Raw genomic sequence first — 14,990 nt, forward strand, 5'->3', positions numbered from 1 at the left:
TATTTGTTAGGGATAATTGTTCTTTTATTGTGGATGATTAGTTTTAACCAACGTGCTCATGCAGTAACTCACTATGTTCAATCTAACACGCCAACGATCTTTGTCCATGGCTGGGGAAGCAGTTCTCATGCTGAAGAAGCAATGGCAAACGCAGCACGAAACGCAGGGGTTACTAAAACGATCGTCCGAGCAAATGTTGATAAAAAGGGTAGCGTTACTTTTAACCACCAGATTCCAAAGAACGCGATTAATCCCATCGTGGAAGTTAACCTAGAAGATAATAAACTTGCTGGCTACCAAGACAACTATACTCAAGGTTATCACCATGGTGCTAATTACGTTAAGAACGTTATTCTTGCCCTACAGAAGCAACATCACTATCAGCAGATTAACTTAGTCGGCCATTCGATGGGAAGGAAATTATCAATTGCATTAACGATAACGTAAACAATAAGCGTCTTCCCCAGGTTGGCTACCTAGTTGCGATTGCTGGGCATTATAATGGTTTAGTTGGAAAGCACAAAGATTGATGAGCAAACGGGTAAACCAGATAAAATGGATTCTTCTTATAAGGAATTATTAAATCTCCGACAAACTTTTCCTCGTAATACTGCAGTCCTTAATATTTATAGTGATATTGGTGATGGCAGTCATTCAGATGAAGACGTTCCTGTTAATTCAGCCAAATCGTTAAAGTATTTAGTTGCTGGACGAGCAAAGTCATATCATGAAGTTGAAATTCATGGTAAAAAAGTCCAGCATAGTAGTTTACATAATAACTCGCAAGTAAACAGCCTCTTGATTAATTTTCTTTGAAATAAGTAAGGATTATGAAAGGATAACTTTTTGCCTATGGTGGCCAAATATAAACAATCAGAATTATGTTATCCTTAAATAAAAAGGACTGTGGAAAGATGACAGCATTAACTGAGAAAATGTTTGCAATCTTTGATCAACCAGAATTCTCTTTTAAGAAAATTAAAGAGAATTATACACCAGCAGAAGTTGATCAATTAAAAGCTGAATTTAAGGAAGTTTGGCAAAAGTGGAAGCAGGTTAATCAGAACGTTGCTAGTCAATTACCGGTTGGTAAATTTGCAAAAGTTCATGTTGAAAGTTGGACCAATGGTTGGAATCTTCGGGACCATTATTGGGCATCGTATCGGTTAAACGAGTTGGCAGACTATAATCCCTGTATTGGTGTGATGCTTGATAAAAAGCAACTGCAGGTTTACCTGATGTTTCAGCATTACAAAGGCGAACAGCGTCAGGGGATGCCAGATGAATATAACAACTTATTAAAGAAGGTACCAACTTGGGCGAAGATGATTGATTTGAATAATTGGTACTTATGGGATAAAAATGAAATGGAATTTGATGATCATATGTCGTTAAAAGATTACCTCACTAATAAACGGCAACAGGCTTCCTTCAATGCCGAAGCACAAGAAACGAGTTTTCTTCTTGGCAAGTTTGCTTTCCGTAATCAGGATCAAGTTAATAGTATGGAAGATTTCATTTTAGTAACAATTAATGAATTGACTCCTTTGTACGAAGGATTAATTTAATCAAATAAATTGAGGTTGGTGAACTAGCCAGTCTCTTTTCATTTTAAATCCAGAGAGAATTGATTATCACGTAAGATATATAATTTTAGTTTACATAATTATCGTTCGATATAAATTAGCGATATACTTTTCTTGTCGCTCCTGAAAATGAAGCATATAATTAAAGTTAGAAATAATAGGGAGGGTGTTGATTGATGAATAAAGTATTTATGACTGGCTATTATCAAGGAGTTGTTGAAGTTGCTCCAGCGTCTTTATCAGCTGCAAAGGTTGAAGAATTAGCAATTGCGATGACAATTCAGCACCTTCGTCATGCGGGAGTGAAAGTTTCAACGATCCACGATTTTTTGGTATTGGATATACAAGCAAATGAACGGCTCGTTAACAAGCATATTAATGATAATGCAGATCAACTTGAAACTGTTCAGGCAAAGCTTGTAAGCTCCGCATTTATGAAGAGAGGTAATATAGAGTAATGAAGAAAAGTTCAGTTGGAACGGCTCTTGCGGTTCTTGTTGTCTTAGCAGCAATTATTGGTGGGGCAGTTTATCATACTCAGAAAAACAATCGCTTTGTTCATTCAACTACTGCAACGCTCTTTTTCCATGGTGGTGGAAGTAGTTATCGGGCTGAAACAGGAATGGTTAATGCAGCTAAACGTGCTGGAGTAACAAATACGATTATTCGAGCAGATGTTACTAATAATGGTAAAGTTACTCTTCATGGTAATATGCATCGTGGCGCGATTAACCCAATCGTTGAAGTTAACTATGAAAACAATCGACAACTAGACTTTAACAAACATGGAGAATATGCAACTAATGTCGTTAAGATGCTTAAGGAACGTTATGGAATTAATAAGATAAACATGGTTGGTCACTCACTGGGTAATATTTCGATTATTTATTACATGCTTCGCAATGGGCAAAACAAAGATATGCCAAAACTTGAAAAGCAAGTTGATATCGCTGGCCATTTTGGTGGATTGACGTTTGATGGTATCCCTGAAGGCATTGCGCAACCTGCGGGAATGAAGTTGAATTCTGCTGGGAAGCCTAACCATATGAATGCAACATATAAGCAGATGACGGCCGCCCGCAAAGCTTATCCAAAGGGACAAGTTGCTGTTCTTAATATCTATGGTGATATTGGGAACCATACAGATGGTCGAGTTACTAATGCTTCATCACGGTCACTTCAGTACTTAGTTGCATCTCGTGCTAAGTCTTATACTGAATTAAAAGTAACTGGTAAAAATGCTCAACATTCAAAGCTTCATGATAACAAGCAAGTTGATCAAGCGTTAATTAAGTTTTTATGGCAACGAAAAAAGTAAATACAGTTAATAAAGAGGTTAGGAAAATCAATTGATTTTCCTAACCTCTTTATTAACTGTAATTTTTATTTTCTATAATTAATTATTTGTCATCTTGTTTAGATTGGTCTTTATTTTTCTTTGGTTTAATATAAATGACCTTAAATTTATTTACGTAAGCGTTTTGTAAATCTAATGGAATAAAGGAGAAGTTATCGACTCTAATTGGTTGGCCAACCTTTAAGTCATACTGACGCTCAAGGAAGAAACCAGTAAGGGTTGTTACTTCTGAGTTTTCAAATTGATCGATCTTGGTATGGAAATACCGTTCAAAGTCATCGAGAGGCATTTTACCTGAAACTTCATATGTTGGGTTTCCTTTACTATCAGGATCCTTCTTTTCAATCATATCAGAAGTTGCATGATCGATTTCTTCACCAACAGTTCCAAAGAGTTCTTCGTAAATATCCTTGTCGGTAATGATTCCTGAGGTACCACCATATTCATCCTGAACAACAACAATTGGAACCTGCTTTTTAATCATTTCTTGAAGGACCTTGGTAATTTGTTCATTTTCATAAACAATTGGAATCTTCCGCATAATTGTCCGAATTGATTGCTGAGGATTGATTTGGTTTTGCCGCATAATGTCATAAGCAAAGATATATCCAAGGATGTGATCCTTATCGTTGTTTGCAACGACTGGGAACCGGGTAAATTTCTTTTCAAAGTATAATTGTGCAGCCTCCGCAATTGATGCAGTAATGTCAATAACAGCCAATTGAGTTCGGTCAATCATGATGTCCTCAGCAACCTTATCGTTCATCTCAAATGCCCGTTGCATGAAGATAACATCTTCTTTGTCCATTTCACCGGCTTTTTCTGACTGCTGGGAAAGGGTCATAATTTCATTTTGAGAATAAGTATCTTCTTCTGGTTGAACGTTATACCCAAGTAACTTAGTAATTTGGGCGGCTACAACCGCAAATAACCATACGAATGGGTAGAAGATTGTGTGGAAGAATTGAATTGGGTGAACAATTGCCATTAGAATCGGAACTGGTCGGTCAATTGCCATATTCTTTGGAACTAAATCGGTAAATACAGCATGGAAGAACGTAAAGATTAAGACACCACAAATAGGGGCAATTACTTCACGAACATCATCCGGAATGACCGTGATTTTCAATAGGAGGTTGGTAATAAATTCATCACCAATCCACCCTAATACCAGTGACGTCATTGTAACCCCAACTTGAGCCGTAGAGAGGTATTCGTTTAGGTTATTAACCATGTGTTCGGCGCGCTTAACCTTTTTCGTTTGGCGGAGTTCTTTTAGTTCGCTCGGCCGAACCTTAACAACAGAGTATTCAAGCAGCGTAAAAAGGGCCGCTAACAATAAAATCAAAATGATAACAATCAGTTGAAACCAATATGAACTCATTAATCCATTCATCTTTTAAATCTCACCTAAGCCTTTAGTTTATTATATTCAAACTCTATTTTAGCAGTCTTTTCATAGGCCGCCAACATCTTCCTTACTTTTCTGGACGATTACTAATTTCATTAAGTGCTTCTCGTTGTTTCTTTTGGTCAACGTGAGTATAAAGGTCGGTTGCAGAGGTCCCTTTTTGACCAAGTTGTTGGGCAACTAAAACTTGATCCTTTGTAACGTTGTACATTTCAGAAGCAAGGGTGTGGCGCAGTTTATGTGGTGTTAATGGATGACCAAAGGCAGTTGAATACTTTTTGACCATTTTTTCAATTGCATTTGCTGTCATTCGTCGGGTTTTACCATGATATACAGTTAAGAAAAGAGCAGTATCTTTTTTTAAGGCATGATAACGTTTTGCGCGGATTCTTAGGTAATTTTTGATATATTGAATTGCCCATGGTGCAATTGGTACTGAATCTTTTTGCCCACCTTTTCGAACAACATCGAGGAGACTTTGCTTTAGGTTAAGATCGCCTAGATCAATATTGGCAGCTTCTGAAACCCGAACACCTGTCCCAAGAATCAATGTGATAATAGCGATATCCCGTTCAGCATTTTCCTTATATGCTGGAAGAGCACGTTTATCACACATCTTAGGATACTTATTTTCGATAAATTCGATAAAATCAAACTTCATTTGTCCACGATACATGTGTGATGCAAGAGTATGAGCACGGTAATTTAGTGTTTTCGTATCATTTAATGAGTCAATCTTAAGCATAACATTCCGGTAAAAGTATGGTTCACCATCATTGATATCTGCTGTTACAGTTAAATACTTAAAAAGGGAACGAAGAGCGTTGATTGACCGATTAATTGATGTTGGTGAGTTTAGGTGCCCTTGAGAATTAGTTGTGTGACGAAGATGATCGATATACAGCATAATATCGCTACGGCGGAGCTTTGATAGTTCTGTGGTTGAAATAGCTAAATTAGTTTCAGCTTCACTGAGACCACTTTGACGAAGCCATTCAAAAAAGCGACGAATCTCTGTTAAATATTGGTAAGTCGTTGTAACCGCATGGTTGGTACCTAAATAATAATCATTAACGTATTTAGGAAGACGCTGTAGTTCCTCTTGAATTAGTTTTAAGTATTTATCTGATTCCATCATATCCACTCCAGATTTTTATTCTGCTATTTTATTATAAAGAAAAAGCCACCCCAATCGAGGTGACTTTCAATAATTATCGGGAAAACAGGATTCGAACCTGCGACCCCCTGGTCCCAAACCAGGTGCTCTACCAAGCTGAGCTATTTCCCGTTGACGGGTTGTATCGCACAACACAAAGTATTATATCAAATACTTTACTAATTAGTAAAGACTTTTTTTAAAAAAGGTGAGGGGAGGGAGAATTTTTTTGAATACTACTACTCACCTAACGTAATATTTGATAAAATCATATTGCGAACAGATGTTCTGGAAAGGGTGATGGAGAAGTGAGTGTTGAATTAGTATATAAATCTATTAAAGGCAATAATAATTATTGGACAACAGAATTTCATTTTACACATAAGAAAGAAAAGCATTACCAATGGGAAAATATTACTGACTTAACGGCTACTTTGCCTAAACTAGTAAGTGACTATCCGAATTTATTTACTAGTAAAAATACCGAACGTTTCTATGCCTATGATGTAGAAAAGGATAACTATTCAAGTGTTGAAATATCTTCTACAGCTAGTAATTCTCAGATAAAAGATAGTGATTATAGTTGCCCAATTAAGCTAAACAATGGTAAGTACTATGCAATTGCCATTGATACAAAAGAGGGGCGTTTCTTCTTTAGCACATCTAAGGGCAAATTTATTAAAGATTTAACCGATGAGAATATTCGGCGGTGGAAAGAGCTAGACAAAGCAAGTACGACCGCTAATTCTATTCGTTTAAACAAGAAAATTTGGAATAAATATTCAGGATGGAATCCCTTAAGTAATTATGTAATTAACCTGAAAACCGGTAAAGCAGTTTGGCCAAATGAAGAATTTAAAAAGGGACTTGTCCCAATTGAAGGAAATCCAGATTCTGTAAATAGTGCACTAATATTAATGCTCCTTACTCAATTAACCGAACAATTAACAATTCATTTTAAGGCAGATAATAACATTCCGATAATTGATAATACTAATGACCAAACAATAATCCCAGAAATTGATCTAGAACAATATAATGCTCAAAAAGTCTATGAAGCATTTAAGTATTTAACAATGGCATTATCGCAGCAAGTTAAGGTTAACCAGGCGCTAAAAGCATATGATAATGGCATTTTACAGGATTATTTACATACGGTTGAAGTAACCGATATCGAACAACTAGATACCGTTCAATTTGCAAGGCAGTTACAAAGATCAAGGAAAGATCGCCGGCAAGTCAAGGATTTAGCACTTCTGTTAAATACGATTGCTGAAAATATGAATATTGAAAAAATCCTTAAGAGTCTTTGGCAAAATCCATCCTTAAAAAATCAATATCATTACCGGAATTATGAGACTGGAAAGATTTTATTAATGCAATTAAATAAAACAAAGTTAGCTGCAAAAGAACAACAAGACTAGATCTGATTAAAGGAAGAGGGTTTCTCTTTTCTTTAATCAACCTGTCATTAAAATTATAGTTTTAATGACACAGAAATTAAAAAATCCTCCTCAATTACCTATATAACGTAATTGAATAACTGCTTTTCTTAAGCTTAATTACTATATTTAATTTAACGGTGAATCGATTTCTTAATATCGATTGGTTTATTACTGTTATCTGTTTTAACAACTGTAACATCGCAAGGTGCAACGCGGACACAATATGAAGCCGTTGAACCAACGATCAAACGACTAATGCTATTTAATCCAGTTGCACCGACGACTAACATATCAATTTTATGTTTTTCTGGATAATTTACAGCTAATTCTTCTTTAGAATTGCCGATTAAAACATCAGTCGTAATTTTATTAACTCCAGAGTCCTCAGCAATCTGTTTTAATTCTGCTAGTTGTTGTTCCATTTCATCAACAGCTGGCTGATAGATACTATTATCCGCAAAACCGTATCCTTTAGGCGTACTATCCGGAAACTTTTGACCATTGGTAACACTTAATAAGTATAAATTTGCATTATTTTTCTTTGCAATTTCAGTAGCCTTGTAGAAGGCAAACTTTGCTTGACGTGAACCATCAATACCTACTAATACATTTATACATTTTTGTAACTCATAGTAACACCTCTTAAATACTCTTTTATACCTATCAATTTCGACACTGATATTGCATAACAAAATAATTGTATTTTGAACATGATGTCTAATATCGCTGTTATATCGGCAACTATGCATGCTGATACAACAGTATTTAGAGTTATAATACTGATTATTTGTAATTAGTATTAAATAATTTTATATCATAAAATAGGCAATGATGATTGAAGAATAAAGATTAACAATGGTCAACTTATCCAAAGTCAATTTGGTCAAGCATTTGTTCACGGCTGATTTGATCCAGCCCTAAATACGCTAATGTCATTGCCTCGCTTGAATGATTCAGCAGTCTCATTACTAAACCGATATTATAGTTGCTTTGAACGTAAACACGATACGCACCCGTTTTCCTCATTGTATGTGTTCCAAGATAATTGATATCAAGTAATTCGCCAACACGGTGCATTACATTGTAGAATTGACGCTCATCGATATGCTTTTGTGGTCGCGTAATGGACGGGAAAAGCCATTCGGTCGTTCCTTCATATCGTTTACGCTTTAACCATTGCTGATACATTGCTAGATCACTAACAACAGGTTTTAGGTATAGTGTGTTTTGCTTTCCAGTTTTTTTATCCTTGATAAAGGCGTGTTCACGGATTGTACCATAATCATCAAAAACATCTGATTGTTTTAAACGTAAAACATCACTGACCCGTAATAAGGTTGCTTTGCCAACTTGAAAAATTGTGTAGTTTCTTCTCCCAGCTTTAAAATTATTTAGTAATGTATCCTGAACCTCAGATAATATGTTTGAATCTTTGATTGGTAGTACTAATTGCTTCAAAATTACACCTGATTTCGGTTATTTTAGATAAATGTTATTTATAGATAATACATTATTATAACACATCCAAGAAATTGCCAAAAATTGGATGCTGATAAATCAACGTTTACGAAGTGTTATTATATACAAATAACACTTCTAATGCTACGAATTACATCCTTAAATTAGCTTTCAAGGTAAAATAATAGTTTAAAATCAAAATTAGCTCTCAGACGAAATGAAAATCAATTAGACATGTAGTTGTCCATTTTGTTTTGCCTGAGAGCTAATTAATTATTAAGAGTTATTTTGATCGGTTTTAAGTTGTTCGAGAAGGTTTTGATCACGTTTTTTAACGATCTCTTTGCCAGTATCTCCCTGCCAATCATAAAATCCCTTACCGGTTTTTAATCCTAATTCATTTTGAGAAACTTTTTTGGCAAGTGCCGGATCGGTACCTGTTTGGTTAGCTAAATCTGCGTATAAGTATGAACTAATATTCTTAAAGACGTCCAAGCCACCAAGATCAGCACTTGCAACAGGTCCAACTAAGTTCCATCGACGACCTAAACTGTATTTAATAATATCGTCGACTGCTTCTGAACTTGCGATTCCCTGATTAATGATATGGAATGCTTCACGAAGAACCGCCAATTGGATTCGGTTTCCTACAAACCCAAGCGCTTCCTTTTTAAGCGGGACAGCATGCTTCCCGATCTTGTTCATTAGTTCTACTGTAGTATCAACCGTTTCTTGGTTCGTTTTCTCGCCAGGAACAACTTCAACTAATGGCATTAACTGAGCGGGGTTCCAAAAGTGAGCAACAACAAATCGTTCGGGATATTGAAGAACGCTTTGAAGAGCTGTTGGGCTTAAGCCGGAGGTATTAGTTGCTAAGATAGCTGATTCACTAACAATCTTTTCAATCTCCGCCCAGACAGACTTTTTAATCTCCTCATTTTCAACGATTGATTCAATTACAAAGTTTGCATTTTGACAAGCAGCTTTAAGATCGGTTGTATAAGTAAGTCGAGACAGAACTTGCTCTGGATTTTCATCAATCAACCCGGCTTTAACAAAAGTCTGAAGATCGTGTTGAATCAACTTTTGACCTCGTTGTAGCCCTTCTTCTTCTCGATCATAAACGTTGACTTGATAACCGTTCATTGCAAATTGAAGTGCAATTGCATGCCCCATTGTTCCAGCACCGATATTTGCAACTTCTTTAATCTCAGTTAGTTTCATCCCGATCACTCCTTATATTATCGTTAATTTAATTATAAACGATTTTATTGAAAAAGTGATTGGTATTCTCCATACCCTTGTGCTGTTAATTGATCAGCAGGAATAAACTTTAATGCTGCAGAATTAATACAATACCGTAGTCCTCCACGTTCCATTGGACCATCAGTAAAGACGTGTCCAAGATGTGAATCACCATCTTTACTCCTGACCTCAGTCCGCTCCATTCCAAAAGATTGGTCACGTTTTTCTTTAATTGCTCGTTTTTTAATTGGCTTAGTAAATGATGGCCAACCGCACCCTGCATCGTACTTATCTAAAGATGAGAATAGTGGCTCACCACTGACCACATCAACATAAATTCCCGGTTGATCGAAACGATCATATTTACCTGTAAAAGGGCGTTCAGTCGCTGCTTCTTGAGTTACCGCATACTGTGTTGGTGTAAGCTTTGCTAAAGCAGCTTGTTTCTTTTCTTGATCCATTATAATTCCCCTCCTTGATTAACAATTCCTTCTATATATTATAGGTAACTATATTATATAGAAAAATGCTTTTGAATCAGTGTTAATTAAAGACAAAATTAGTTGTTTTGGTGGTAAATTAATTGATACTATATGAGCCATAATTATTTCGTTAATCAAATGAATATAGAAATTAAGAAATCTAAAAATAATTTATTTAAACTAATGTGTAAATAGCATGCTATAATAGGCTGAATTTGTTATAGGCCGATTAATAAAAGTGAAAGAAGTGATCCTTATCGGTTTCCATAAACATTGGAAAATAGTTATGTTAAAACTACTAACCCTCTCTGGCATTTGCTTCAATGGGATCAACTGGAGGTGGTAGTGGTGGTTCTACGGGTGGTAGCGGTACATCATCAGGCAGCTCCTATTCTGACAGTTCGTCTAACAGTAATACTGGTGGTGATCTTCGTTTTCTTCTCCTTATTATCGGAATTATCCTTCTCTATTTTGTAATAAAGAAAGTAATTTTAATCCTTCGTGAAACTAACGATATTGTTAAAGTTGATGGATTAGATAATTGGATACTGACACCCAATGTGACTATTTCTTCATTTAATTCTACACTTAAAGATAACAATGTTAAGCTAATGGATGAAAATAAGTTAGATGATGAATTAAGACAAAGTTTAATTAATACTTATGCTAAAGCCCAATTTAACTACAGTGAAGCAATTCGACGTTGCTTTACTAATAATTCTGGTTATCTAGATATCCTAAAACAACAATTGGGACATACCTTCTTGGTAACAATGAAAACAGAAATCAAAAATAAAGCAATAGCTGGTGTAGTCGATGATGTAATGGTTAATCACGGTAGTATCATCAGCGCTAAAGTGATTTCGCCTGATTTAATAATTGCTAAAGTTCAGGTATCCGGATCAGATAACGAGGTTAATGTCCTATCACACTTTAACTCCTCATTTAAGCGGAAGCGCTGGGCTGACTATGTTATTTTGGGACGAGAACAAAAGAATTCAGAATGGAAGTTTTCAATATTATTTACGGGGCTCATTTTCATCTCAATGGTAAGGACTATAATAAACAAGCAAGTCTAGATAAGTCCGATATTGTTGAACAACATTTAACTATTTCTCCCGAGTTAGCTAAAGCTGCTAAGTTGTATCAACCACAAGCCACTCTCAAAAAGAGAATTGGGTACATTATCATAGCGCTTATTGTTGGAGCAGTCCTTATCTACTATCTTGCTCCAGGAATAATTGAACTTTGGTTAATCATTAGATCAATTTTTGAGATATTTCTTATGCTTTTTAAGGCGTTCTTTTGATTAAAGAGAGTTGAATTGACCTGCTTTAGCGGCACATGCTTTTTGAATGTGTGTAGTTTGTGTGCAGGCATTGGATTTTCTTATGTTTTTCGTGATTTCTAATAATACGTAAAAAGCTCATAATCGTTGTTAAATCAGCAATTATGGGCTTTTTATGTTTCTTCATGTTTTATCAAAAATGCGCCCCCCGAGAGTCGAACTCGGATCATGAGGACCGAAATCTCATGTGCTATCCATTACACTAAGAGCGCCTTACGTAAACTATTTTAATCCTTTTCTAGTAAAATAGTAAGTAGTGATTATAAAATATTAGATAAAATCCTACTTAATCGAAGGAGAATAGTATGATACCACAAAAGTTTATTGCGATTGATATTGATGGGACACTATATGACGATCATGATCATTTTGATATTCAACGATTTAATCAAGACTATCAAGCACTACTTAATATAAGAATCTTCTTAATTGTAGCAACCGGTAATAGCTACGATGCGGTGCAAACCATTTTTAAGGATTGTCCAGTAAATACCTTTGTTGCTGAAAATGGTGGACGAATTGTGATTAATGGTAAAGATGTAATTAGTCATGTTCATTCACACTCTACCCTACAGAAACTGATGACTTTTTTATCTAGAAAGAATTACCAACCAGATCTTTTTTCACTTTCTGGAGCATCCAACACCTTTATTGACAATCAATTTAAAGATGTTCCTGTACCTTTCTATCCTCACCATCAATACTTTGCATTCTTAGATCAGGTTACTGAACCAGTATATAACGTTAACTTGAACTGGTTTAAGCGTCAACCTGAATTAAAATTAATTCATCAAGTAATTAAAGAGATTAACCAAACATTTCCCATGCAACTCCAGGCAACCTATAGTGGTGCGTATGGGATTGATATCTTACCATATAGTGTAAATAAGGCTGTGGGATTAAAAGAACTAATTCACCATTTTCCTAATAAGACTCTTAAGGATGTAGTGGCGTTTGGTGATACAAGTAATGATCTTGAGATGATTCAAGAAAGTGGGATTGGTTTTGCAATGAAGAATGCGACGACTGATTTAAAACAAGTCGCGGATCGAATTACTAGCAAGGATAATAATCATGATGGCTTACTTTATGAAATTGAAAAACAATTTTTAAGTTAACATCTGAAATAATATTATGTAAACTAAAAACGCAAAAAACTAGGATCCCCTGAATTATTCAAAGGATCCTAGTTTTTGTTAGCGTACTAATTAGATTGAACTAGTAAACTGCCCCATCATAGAAATTAAATGTTGGCTTATTAAAATCAAAGGTTGTTAATTCAGACATTTTAATAAATTGGTCGCCAATTCCCCAACTCATAAGATTAATTGGCTTTCCCCAGTCTTCATCAGGAATAACAACAAGGATGTGCTTACCAAGTGCCGAAGCCATTCCAAGCTCAACACCCATTCCAACGTCCTCTTCGTTCGGAATGTAGATAGCTAATAATAGATCACTTGTAGAAACCCCAACACGGTCACCATTATAGGTAGCGGTTGCCCATTCACGATCTTCTAGTAATTCAGGATGCTCATCTACTCGTAAGCCTTTGTATTGGTGATCTAAGGGAATGTAAGAATTCTCTACATCAACAGTAGGATTTTCTTTAATAGCATTCATTGCGTTCTGGTAAGCTTTATTCTGCTTATCCGTAAACCATCCAGCACAAAAATAAACTGTCTTTGTCTTTTGATCCACGAAATTTCCTCCTCTATTTAAACAGCTAAAAATGATTCTACCATATAATTCGAAAAAAAGCTTACGAAAAAAATTAAAATCTGGTAGACTAATCAATCGTTGAATAAAAGGAGTGAAGAGAAAATAATGAATAATACTCAAAAGAATGCTGCACGAAAGCAGATTAATCACCCCAAACTAGCAATGGTTGCCATGCTTTTGGGGGCTTTTGTTGGAATGTTAAGTGAAACTTCACTTAACATCGCCCTTCCTAAGTTAATCTTGTCGCTACACGTTAATATGGCAACAATTCAGTGGTTAGTTACGGGGTACATGCTTGTAATTGGGATCATTTTGCCATTATCTAGTTTAATTTCTAAGTGGTTCACTACCCGGCAAATTGTTATGTTTGGTTTAAGCGTTTTTATTATCGGTGCGATTATTTCAGCCTGCGCAGGTAGTTTCCCAATTGTCCTCGCTGGGCGAATGATCCAGGGGATTGGGACAGGTTTAATCTTGCCATTGATGTTTGCTGTTACAATGCAAATTTTCCCACCTCAAAAACTTGGTGCAGTATTAGGAATCTGTGCACTAGTTATTATGTTTGCCCCAGCAATTGGACCAACCCTTACTGGATTGATCCTTGCTAAGCTTTCTTGGCGGTGGATTTTCTGGTTCTTTATTCCATTTCTAGCAATTGCATTAATCTTTGCAATTACCTCATTGGATAACGTTAATAATATTACAAAGCCACATGTTGACTGGCTTTCCATTATTGAATCAGCAGTTGGTTTCTCTGGTTTAGTTATCGGTGCTAGTTTATCAAGTCGTGACGGTTGGCTCTCTGTTCCAGTCCTTTCTGCGTTGGTAATTGGTGTTGTTGTTTTAGGATTTTATGTTCATCGTCAACTCCATCTTGAAGAACCAATTCTGAATTTAAGATTGTTCAAGACATCAGCATTTACTACTGGAGCATTGCTTGTGATGCTTGATTTTGGAATTATCTTATCTGCAATGTACCTATTGCCCAACTACTTACAGAATGGCTTGATGGTAACTGTTGCATTAACCGGGATTATCATGCTTCCAGGTGGAATCATTAATGCTATTACATCAGCATTGGCAGGACGACTTTATGATAATATTGGGGCACGGAAACCCGCAATCATTGGTTTCATCATTGCCTTAATCGGTGCAATCATGTTTGCTTGCGCTTCAGATCATTCATCAATCGCATTTATTATTGCAGCTCACGTAATCTTGATGATTGGTTGTCCGTTAGCAATGTCGCCTTCACAAACAAGTGCATTAAACTCATTAACTGGTTTAGAATCAGCTGATGGAAGTACAATTCTTAATACCCTTCAACAAATTGTTGGTGCACTAGCAACTGCGTTTGCAACTAGTTTCTTAGAACTTGGTCGAGCGAACATTAGTGGAAATGGTGCGGTTCGTTTCACTAATGGATTCCACTATGGAATTTACTTTACAATTGTTCTAGTTGTTATTGCATTAATCCTTTCCTTCAGACTTCAAGACCGTGCTAAGGATACGAAGGACATCAACTAGTAATTTATTGCAATTTTTTATTGAATCAATGATAATAAGACCAACACCTATATTCATAAGGAGTTGGTCTTTTTGTTTTCCTTGCCCGTTGGTATTGGCGAAGTTCATGCAATGCATGAGTTATTCAAATTAAATCCGCGCTTGGCAATCATCATTCTCTTGTTGCTAATTTGCCTGGCATTTTACCTTAAAAATAAGTAAAAACAGAGCCTCATTATAACTTCTCGTAAACATTGGAAAAGTTATAGCGAGGACC

At 35.8% G+C, this 14,990-nt stretch carries 14 protein-coding genes, 2 tRNA genes and 1 pseudogene; 8 read left to right on the forward strand and 9 right to left on the reverse strand.

What is annotated here, in order from left to right; all coding sequences use genetic code 11:
• The first annotated feature begins 33 nt into the window (after positions 1 to 33).
• The 4 genes and pseudogenes from NFR46_RS05355 (at position 34) to NFR46_RS05370 (ending at position 2,904) form a co-directional block, all read left to right on the forward strand.
• A pseudogene (locus tag NFR46_RS05355) lies at positions 34 to 816 on the forward strand (alpha/beta hydrolase).
• A gap of 98 nt (positions 817 to 914) precedes the next feature.
• Positions 915 to 1,568 (forward strand): glucose-6-phosphate 1-dehydrogenase family protein, encoded by a 654-nt coding sequence (locus tag NFR46_RS05360; protein ID WP_251575465.1) that lies wholly within the window; start codon positions 915 to 917, stop codon positions 1,566 to 1,568.
• A gap of 194 nt (positions 1,569 to 1,762) precedes the next feature.
• Positions 1,763 to 2,044 (forward strand): hypothetical protein, encoded by a 282-nt coding sequence (locus tag NFR46_RS05365; RefSeq protein ID WP_251575353.1) that lies wholly within the window; start codon positions 1,763 to 1,765, stop codon positions 2,042 to 2,044.
• Complete coding sequence (locus tag NFR46_RS05370; protein ID WP_251575355.1) at positions 2,044 to 2,904, forward strand: alpha/beta hydrolase; 861 nt, start codon at positions 2,044 to 2,046, stop codon at positions 2,902 to 2,904. The genes NFR46_RS05365 and NFR46_RS05370 overlap by 1 nt, the downstream gene beginning before the upstream one ends.
• Before the next feature lie 82 nt (positions 2,905 to 2,986).
• Here NFR46_RS05370 and NFR46_RS05375 read toward each other — a convergent pair whose 3' ends face one another.
• The 3 genes from NFR46_RS05375 to NFR46_RS05385 all read right to left on the reverse strand — a co-directional run bounded on the left by NFR46_RS05375 (position 2,987) and on the right by NFR46_RS05385 (position 5,642).
• Positions 2,987 to 4,339: a hemolysin family protein gene (locus tag NFR46_RS05375; RefSeq protein WP_251575357.1), complete on the reverse strand. Its 1,353-nt coding sequence runs from the start codon at positions 4,337 to 4,339 to the stop codon at positions 2,987 to 2,989.
• Between the two features lie 82 nt (positions 4,340 to 4,421).
• Complete coding sequence (xerS, locus tag NFR46_RS05380) at positions 4,422 to 5,489, reverse strand: tyrosine recombinase XerS (protein WP_251575360.1); 1,068 nt, start codon at positions 5,487 to 5,489, stop codon at positions 4,422 to 4,424.
• 79 nt (positions 5,490 to 5,568) lie between these two features.
• Positions 5,569 to 5,642 (reverse strand) — tRNA-Pro (locus NFR46_RS05385).
• Positions 5,643 to 5,818: 176 nt separating this feature from the next.
• Here NFR46_RS05385 and NFR46_RS05390 point away from each other — a divergent pair.
• Positions 5,819 to 6,934, forward strand: a complete 1,116-nt coding sequence (locus tag NFR46_RS05390; protein WP_251575361.1) for a hypothetical protein — start codon at positions 5,819 to 5,821, stop codon at positions 6,932 to 6,934.
• Positions 6,935 to 7,086: 152 nt separating this feature from the next.
• Here NFR46_RS05390 and NFR46_RS05395 read toward each other — a convergent pair whose 3' ends face one another.
• From NFR46_RS05395 to msrB, 4 genes are all read right to left on the reverse strand, one after another.
• Positions 7,087 to 7,704 carry a universal stress protein gene (locus tag NFR46_RS05395; RefSeq protein ID WP_251575363.1) on the reverse strand — a complete coding sequence of 206 codons (618 nt, stop codon included), beginning with the start codon at positions 7,702 to 7,704 and terminating at the stop codon, positions 7,087 to 7,089.
• Positions 7,705 to 7,819: 115 nt separating this feature from the next.
• Positions 7,820 to 8,413, reverse strand: coding sequence for a site-specific integrase (locus NFR46_RS05400; protein WP_251575365.1), 594 nt, complete (start codon positions 8,411 to 8,413; stop codon positions 7,820 to 7,822).
• Positions 8,414 to 8,689: 276 nt separating this feature from the next.
• Positions 8,690 to 9,637: a 3-hydroxyacyl-CoA dehydrogenase family protein gene (locus NFR46_RS05405; protein WP_251575367.1), complete on the reverse strand. Its 948-nt coding sequence runs from the start codon at positions 9,635 to 9,637 to the stop codon at positions 8,690 to 8,692.
• Positions 9,638 to 9,681: 44 nt separating this feature from the next.
• Entirely contained in the window at positions 9,682 to 10,119 is a 438-nt protein-coding gene (gene msrB / locus NFR46_RS05410) for a peptide-methionine (R)-S-oxide reductase MsrB (protein WP_251575370.1), read from the reverse strand.
• A 344-nt stretch (positions 10,120 to 10,463) separates the two neighbouring features.
• Between msrB and NFR46_RS05415 the strand changes: the two genes are divergently transcribed.
• On the forward strand, positions 10,464 to 11,219 hold the full coding sequence (locus NFR46_RS05415) for a hypothetical protein (RefSeq protein ID WP_251575371.1): 756 nt from the start codon (positions 10,464 to 10,466) through the stop codon (positions 11,217 to 11,219).
• A gap of 409 nt (positions 11,220 to 11,628) precedes the next feature.
• On the opposite strand, the gene NFR46_RS05420 is transcribed toward NFR46_RS05415, so the two are convergent.
• A tRNA-Arg gene (locus tag NFR46_RS05420) sits at positions 11,629 to 11,700 on the reverse strand.
• Between the two features lie 93 nt (positions 11,701 to 11,793).
• Between NFR46_RS05420 and NFR46_RS05425 the strand changes: the two genes are divergently transcribed.
• Positions 11,794 to 12,606 (forward strand): HAD-IIB family hydrolase, encoded by an 813-nt coding sequence (locus tag NFR46_RS05425; RefSeq protein ID WP_251575372.1) that lies wholly within the window; start codon positions 11,794 to 11,796, stop codon positions 12,604 to 12,606.
• A gap of 100 nt (positions 12,607 to 12,706) precedes the next feature.
• Here NFR46_RS05425 and NFR46_RS05430 read toward each other — a convergent pair whose 3' ends face one another.
• Positions 12,707 to 13,186, reverse strand: coding sequence for a nucleoside 2-deoxyribosyltransferase (locus NFR46_RS05430; RefSeq protein WP_251575374.1), 480 nt, complete (start codon positions 13,184 to 13,186; stop codon positions 12,707 to 12,709).
• A gap of 126 nt (positions 13,187 to 13,312) precedes the next feature.
• Here NFR46_RS05430 and NFR46_RS05435 point away from each other — a divergent pair, with 126 nt between their 5' ends.
• Positions 13,313 to 14,734, forward strand: a complete 1,422-nt coding sequence (locus NFR46_RS05435) for a DHA2 family efflux MFS transporter permease subunit (protein ID WP_251575376.1) — start codon at positions 13,313 to 13,315, stop codon at positions 14,732 to 14,734.
• Positions 14,735 to 14,990 lie beyond the last annotated feature (256 nt).

Origin of the sequence: Limosilactobacillus agrestimuris, from assembly GCF_943193105.1 — a bacterium.
GTDB classification, from domain to species: Bacteria; Bacillota; Bacilli; order Lactobacillales; family Lactobacillaceae; genus Limosilactobacillus; species Limosilactobacillus agrestimuris.

Bases quoted from the DNA above. Each gene is read 5' to 3' on its own strand.
- NFR46_RS05360 (WP_251575465.1), top strand. From the start codon at position 915: ATGACAGCATTAACTGAGAAAATGTTTGCAATCTTTGATCAACCAGAA.
- NFR46_RS05365 (WP_251575353.1), top strand. From the start codon at position 1,763: ATGAATAAAGTATTTATGACTGGCTATTATCAAGGAGTTGTTGAAGTT.
- NFR46_RS05370 (WP_251575355.1), top strand. From the start codon at position 2,044: ATGAAGAAAAGTTCAGTTGGAACGGCTCTTGCGGTTCTTGTTGTCTTA.
- NFR46_RS05375 (WP_251575357.1), bottom strand. From the start codon at position 4,339: ATGAATGGATTAATGAGTTCATATTGGTTTCAACTGATTGTTATCATT.
- xerS (WP_251575360.1), bottom strand. From the start codon at position 5,489: ATGGAATCAGATAAATACTTAAAACTAATTCAAGAGGAACTACAGCGT.
- NFR46_RS05395 (WP_251575363.1), bottom strand. From the start codon at position 7,704: ATGCATAGTTGCCGATATAACAGCGATATTAGACATCATGTTCAAAAT.
- NFR46_RS05405 (WP_251575367.1), bottom strand. From the start codon at position 9,637: ATGAAACTAACTGAGATTAAAGAAGTTGCAAATATCGGTGCTGGAACA.
- msrB (WP_251575370.1), bottom strand. From the start codon at position 10,119: ATGGATCAAGAAAAGAAACAAGCTGCTTTAGCAAAGCTTACACCAACA.
- NFR46_RS05415 (WP_251575371.1), top strand. From the start codon at position 10,464: ATGGGATCAACTGGAGGTGGTAGTGGTGGTTCTACGGGTGGTAGCGGT.
- NFR46_RS05425 (WP_251575372.1), top strand. From the start codon at position 11,794: ATGATACCACAAAAGTTTATTGCGATTGATATTGATGGGACACTATAT.
- NFR46_RS05435 (WP_251575376.1), top strand. From the start codon at position 13,313: ATGAATAATACTCAAAAGAATGCTGCACGAAAGCAGATTAATCACCCC.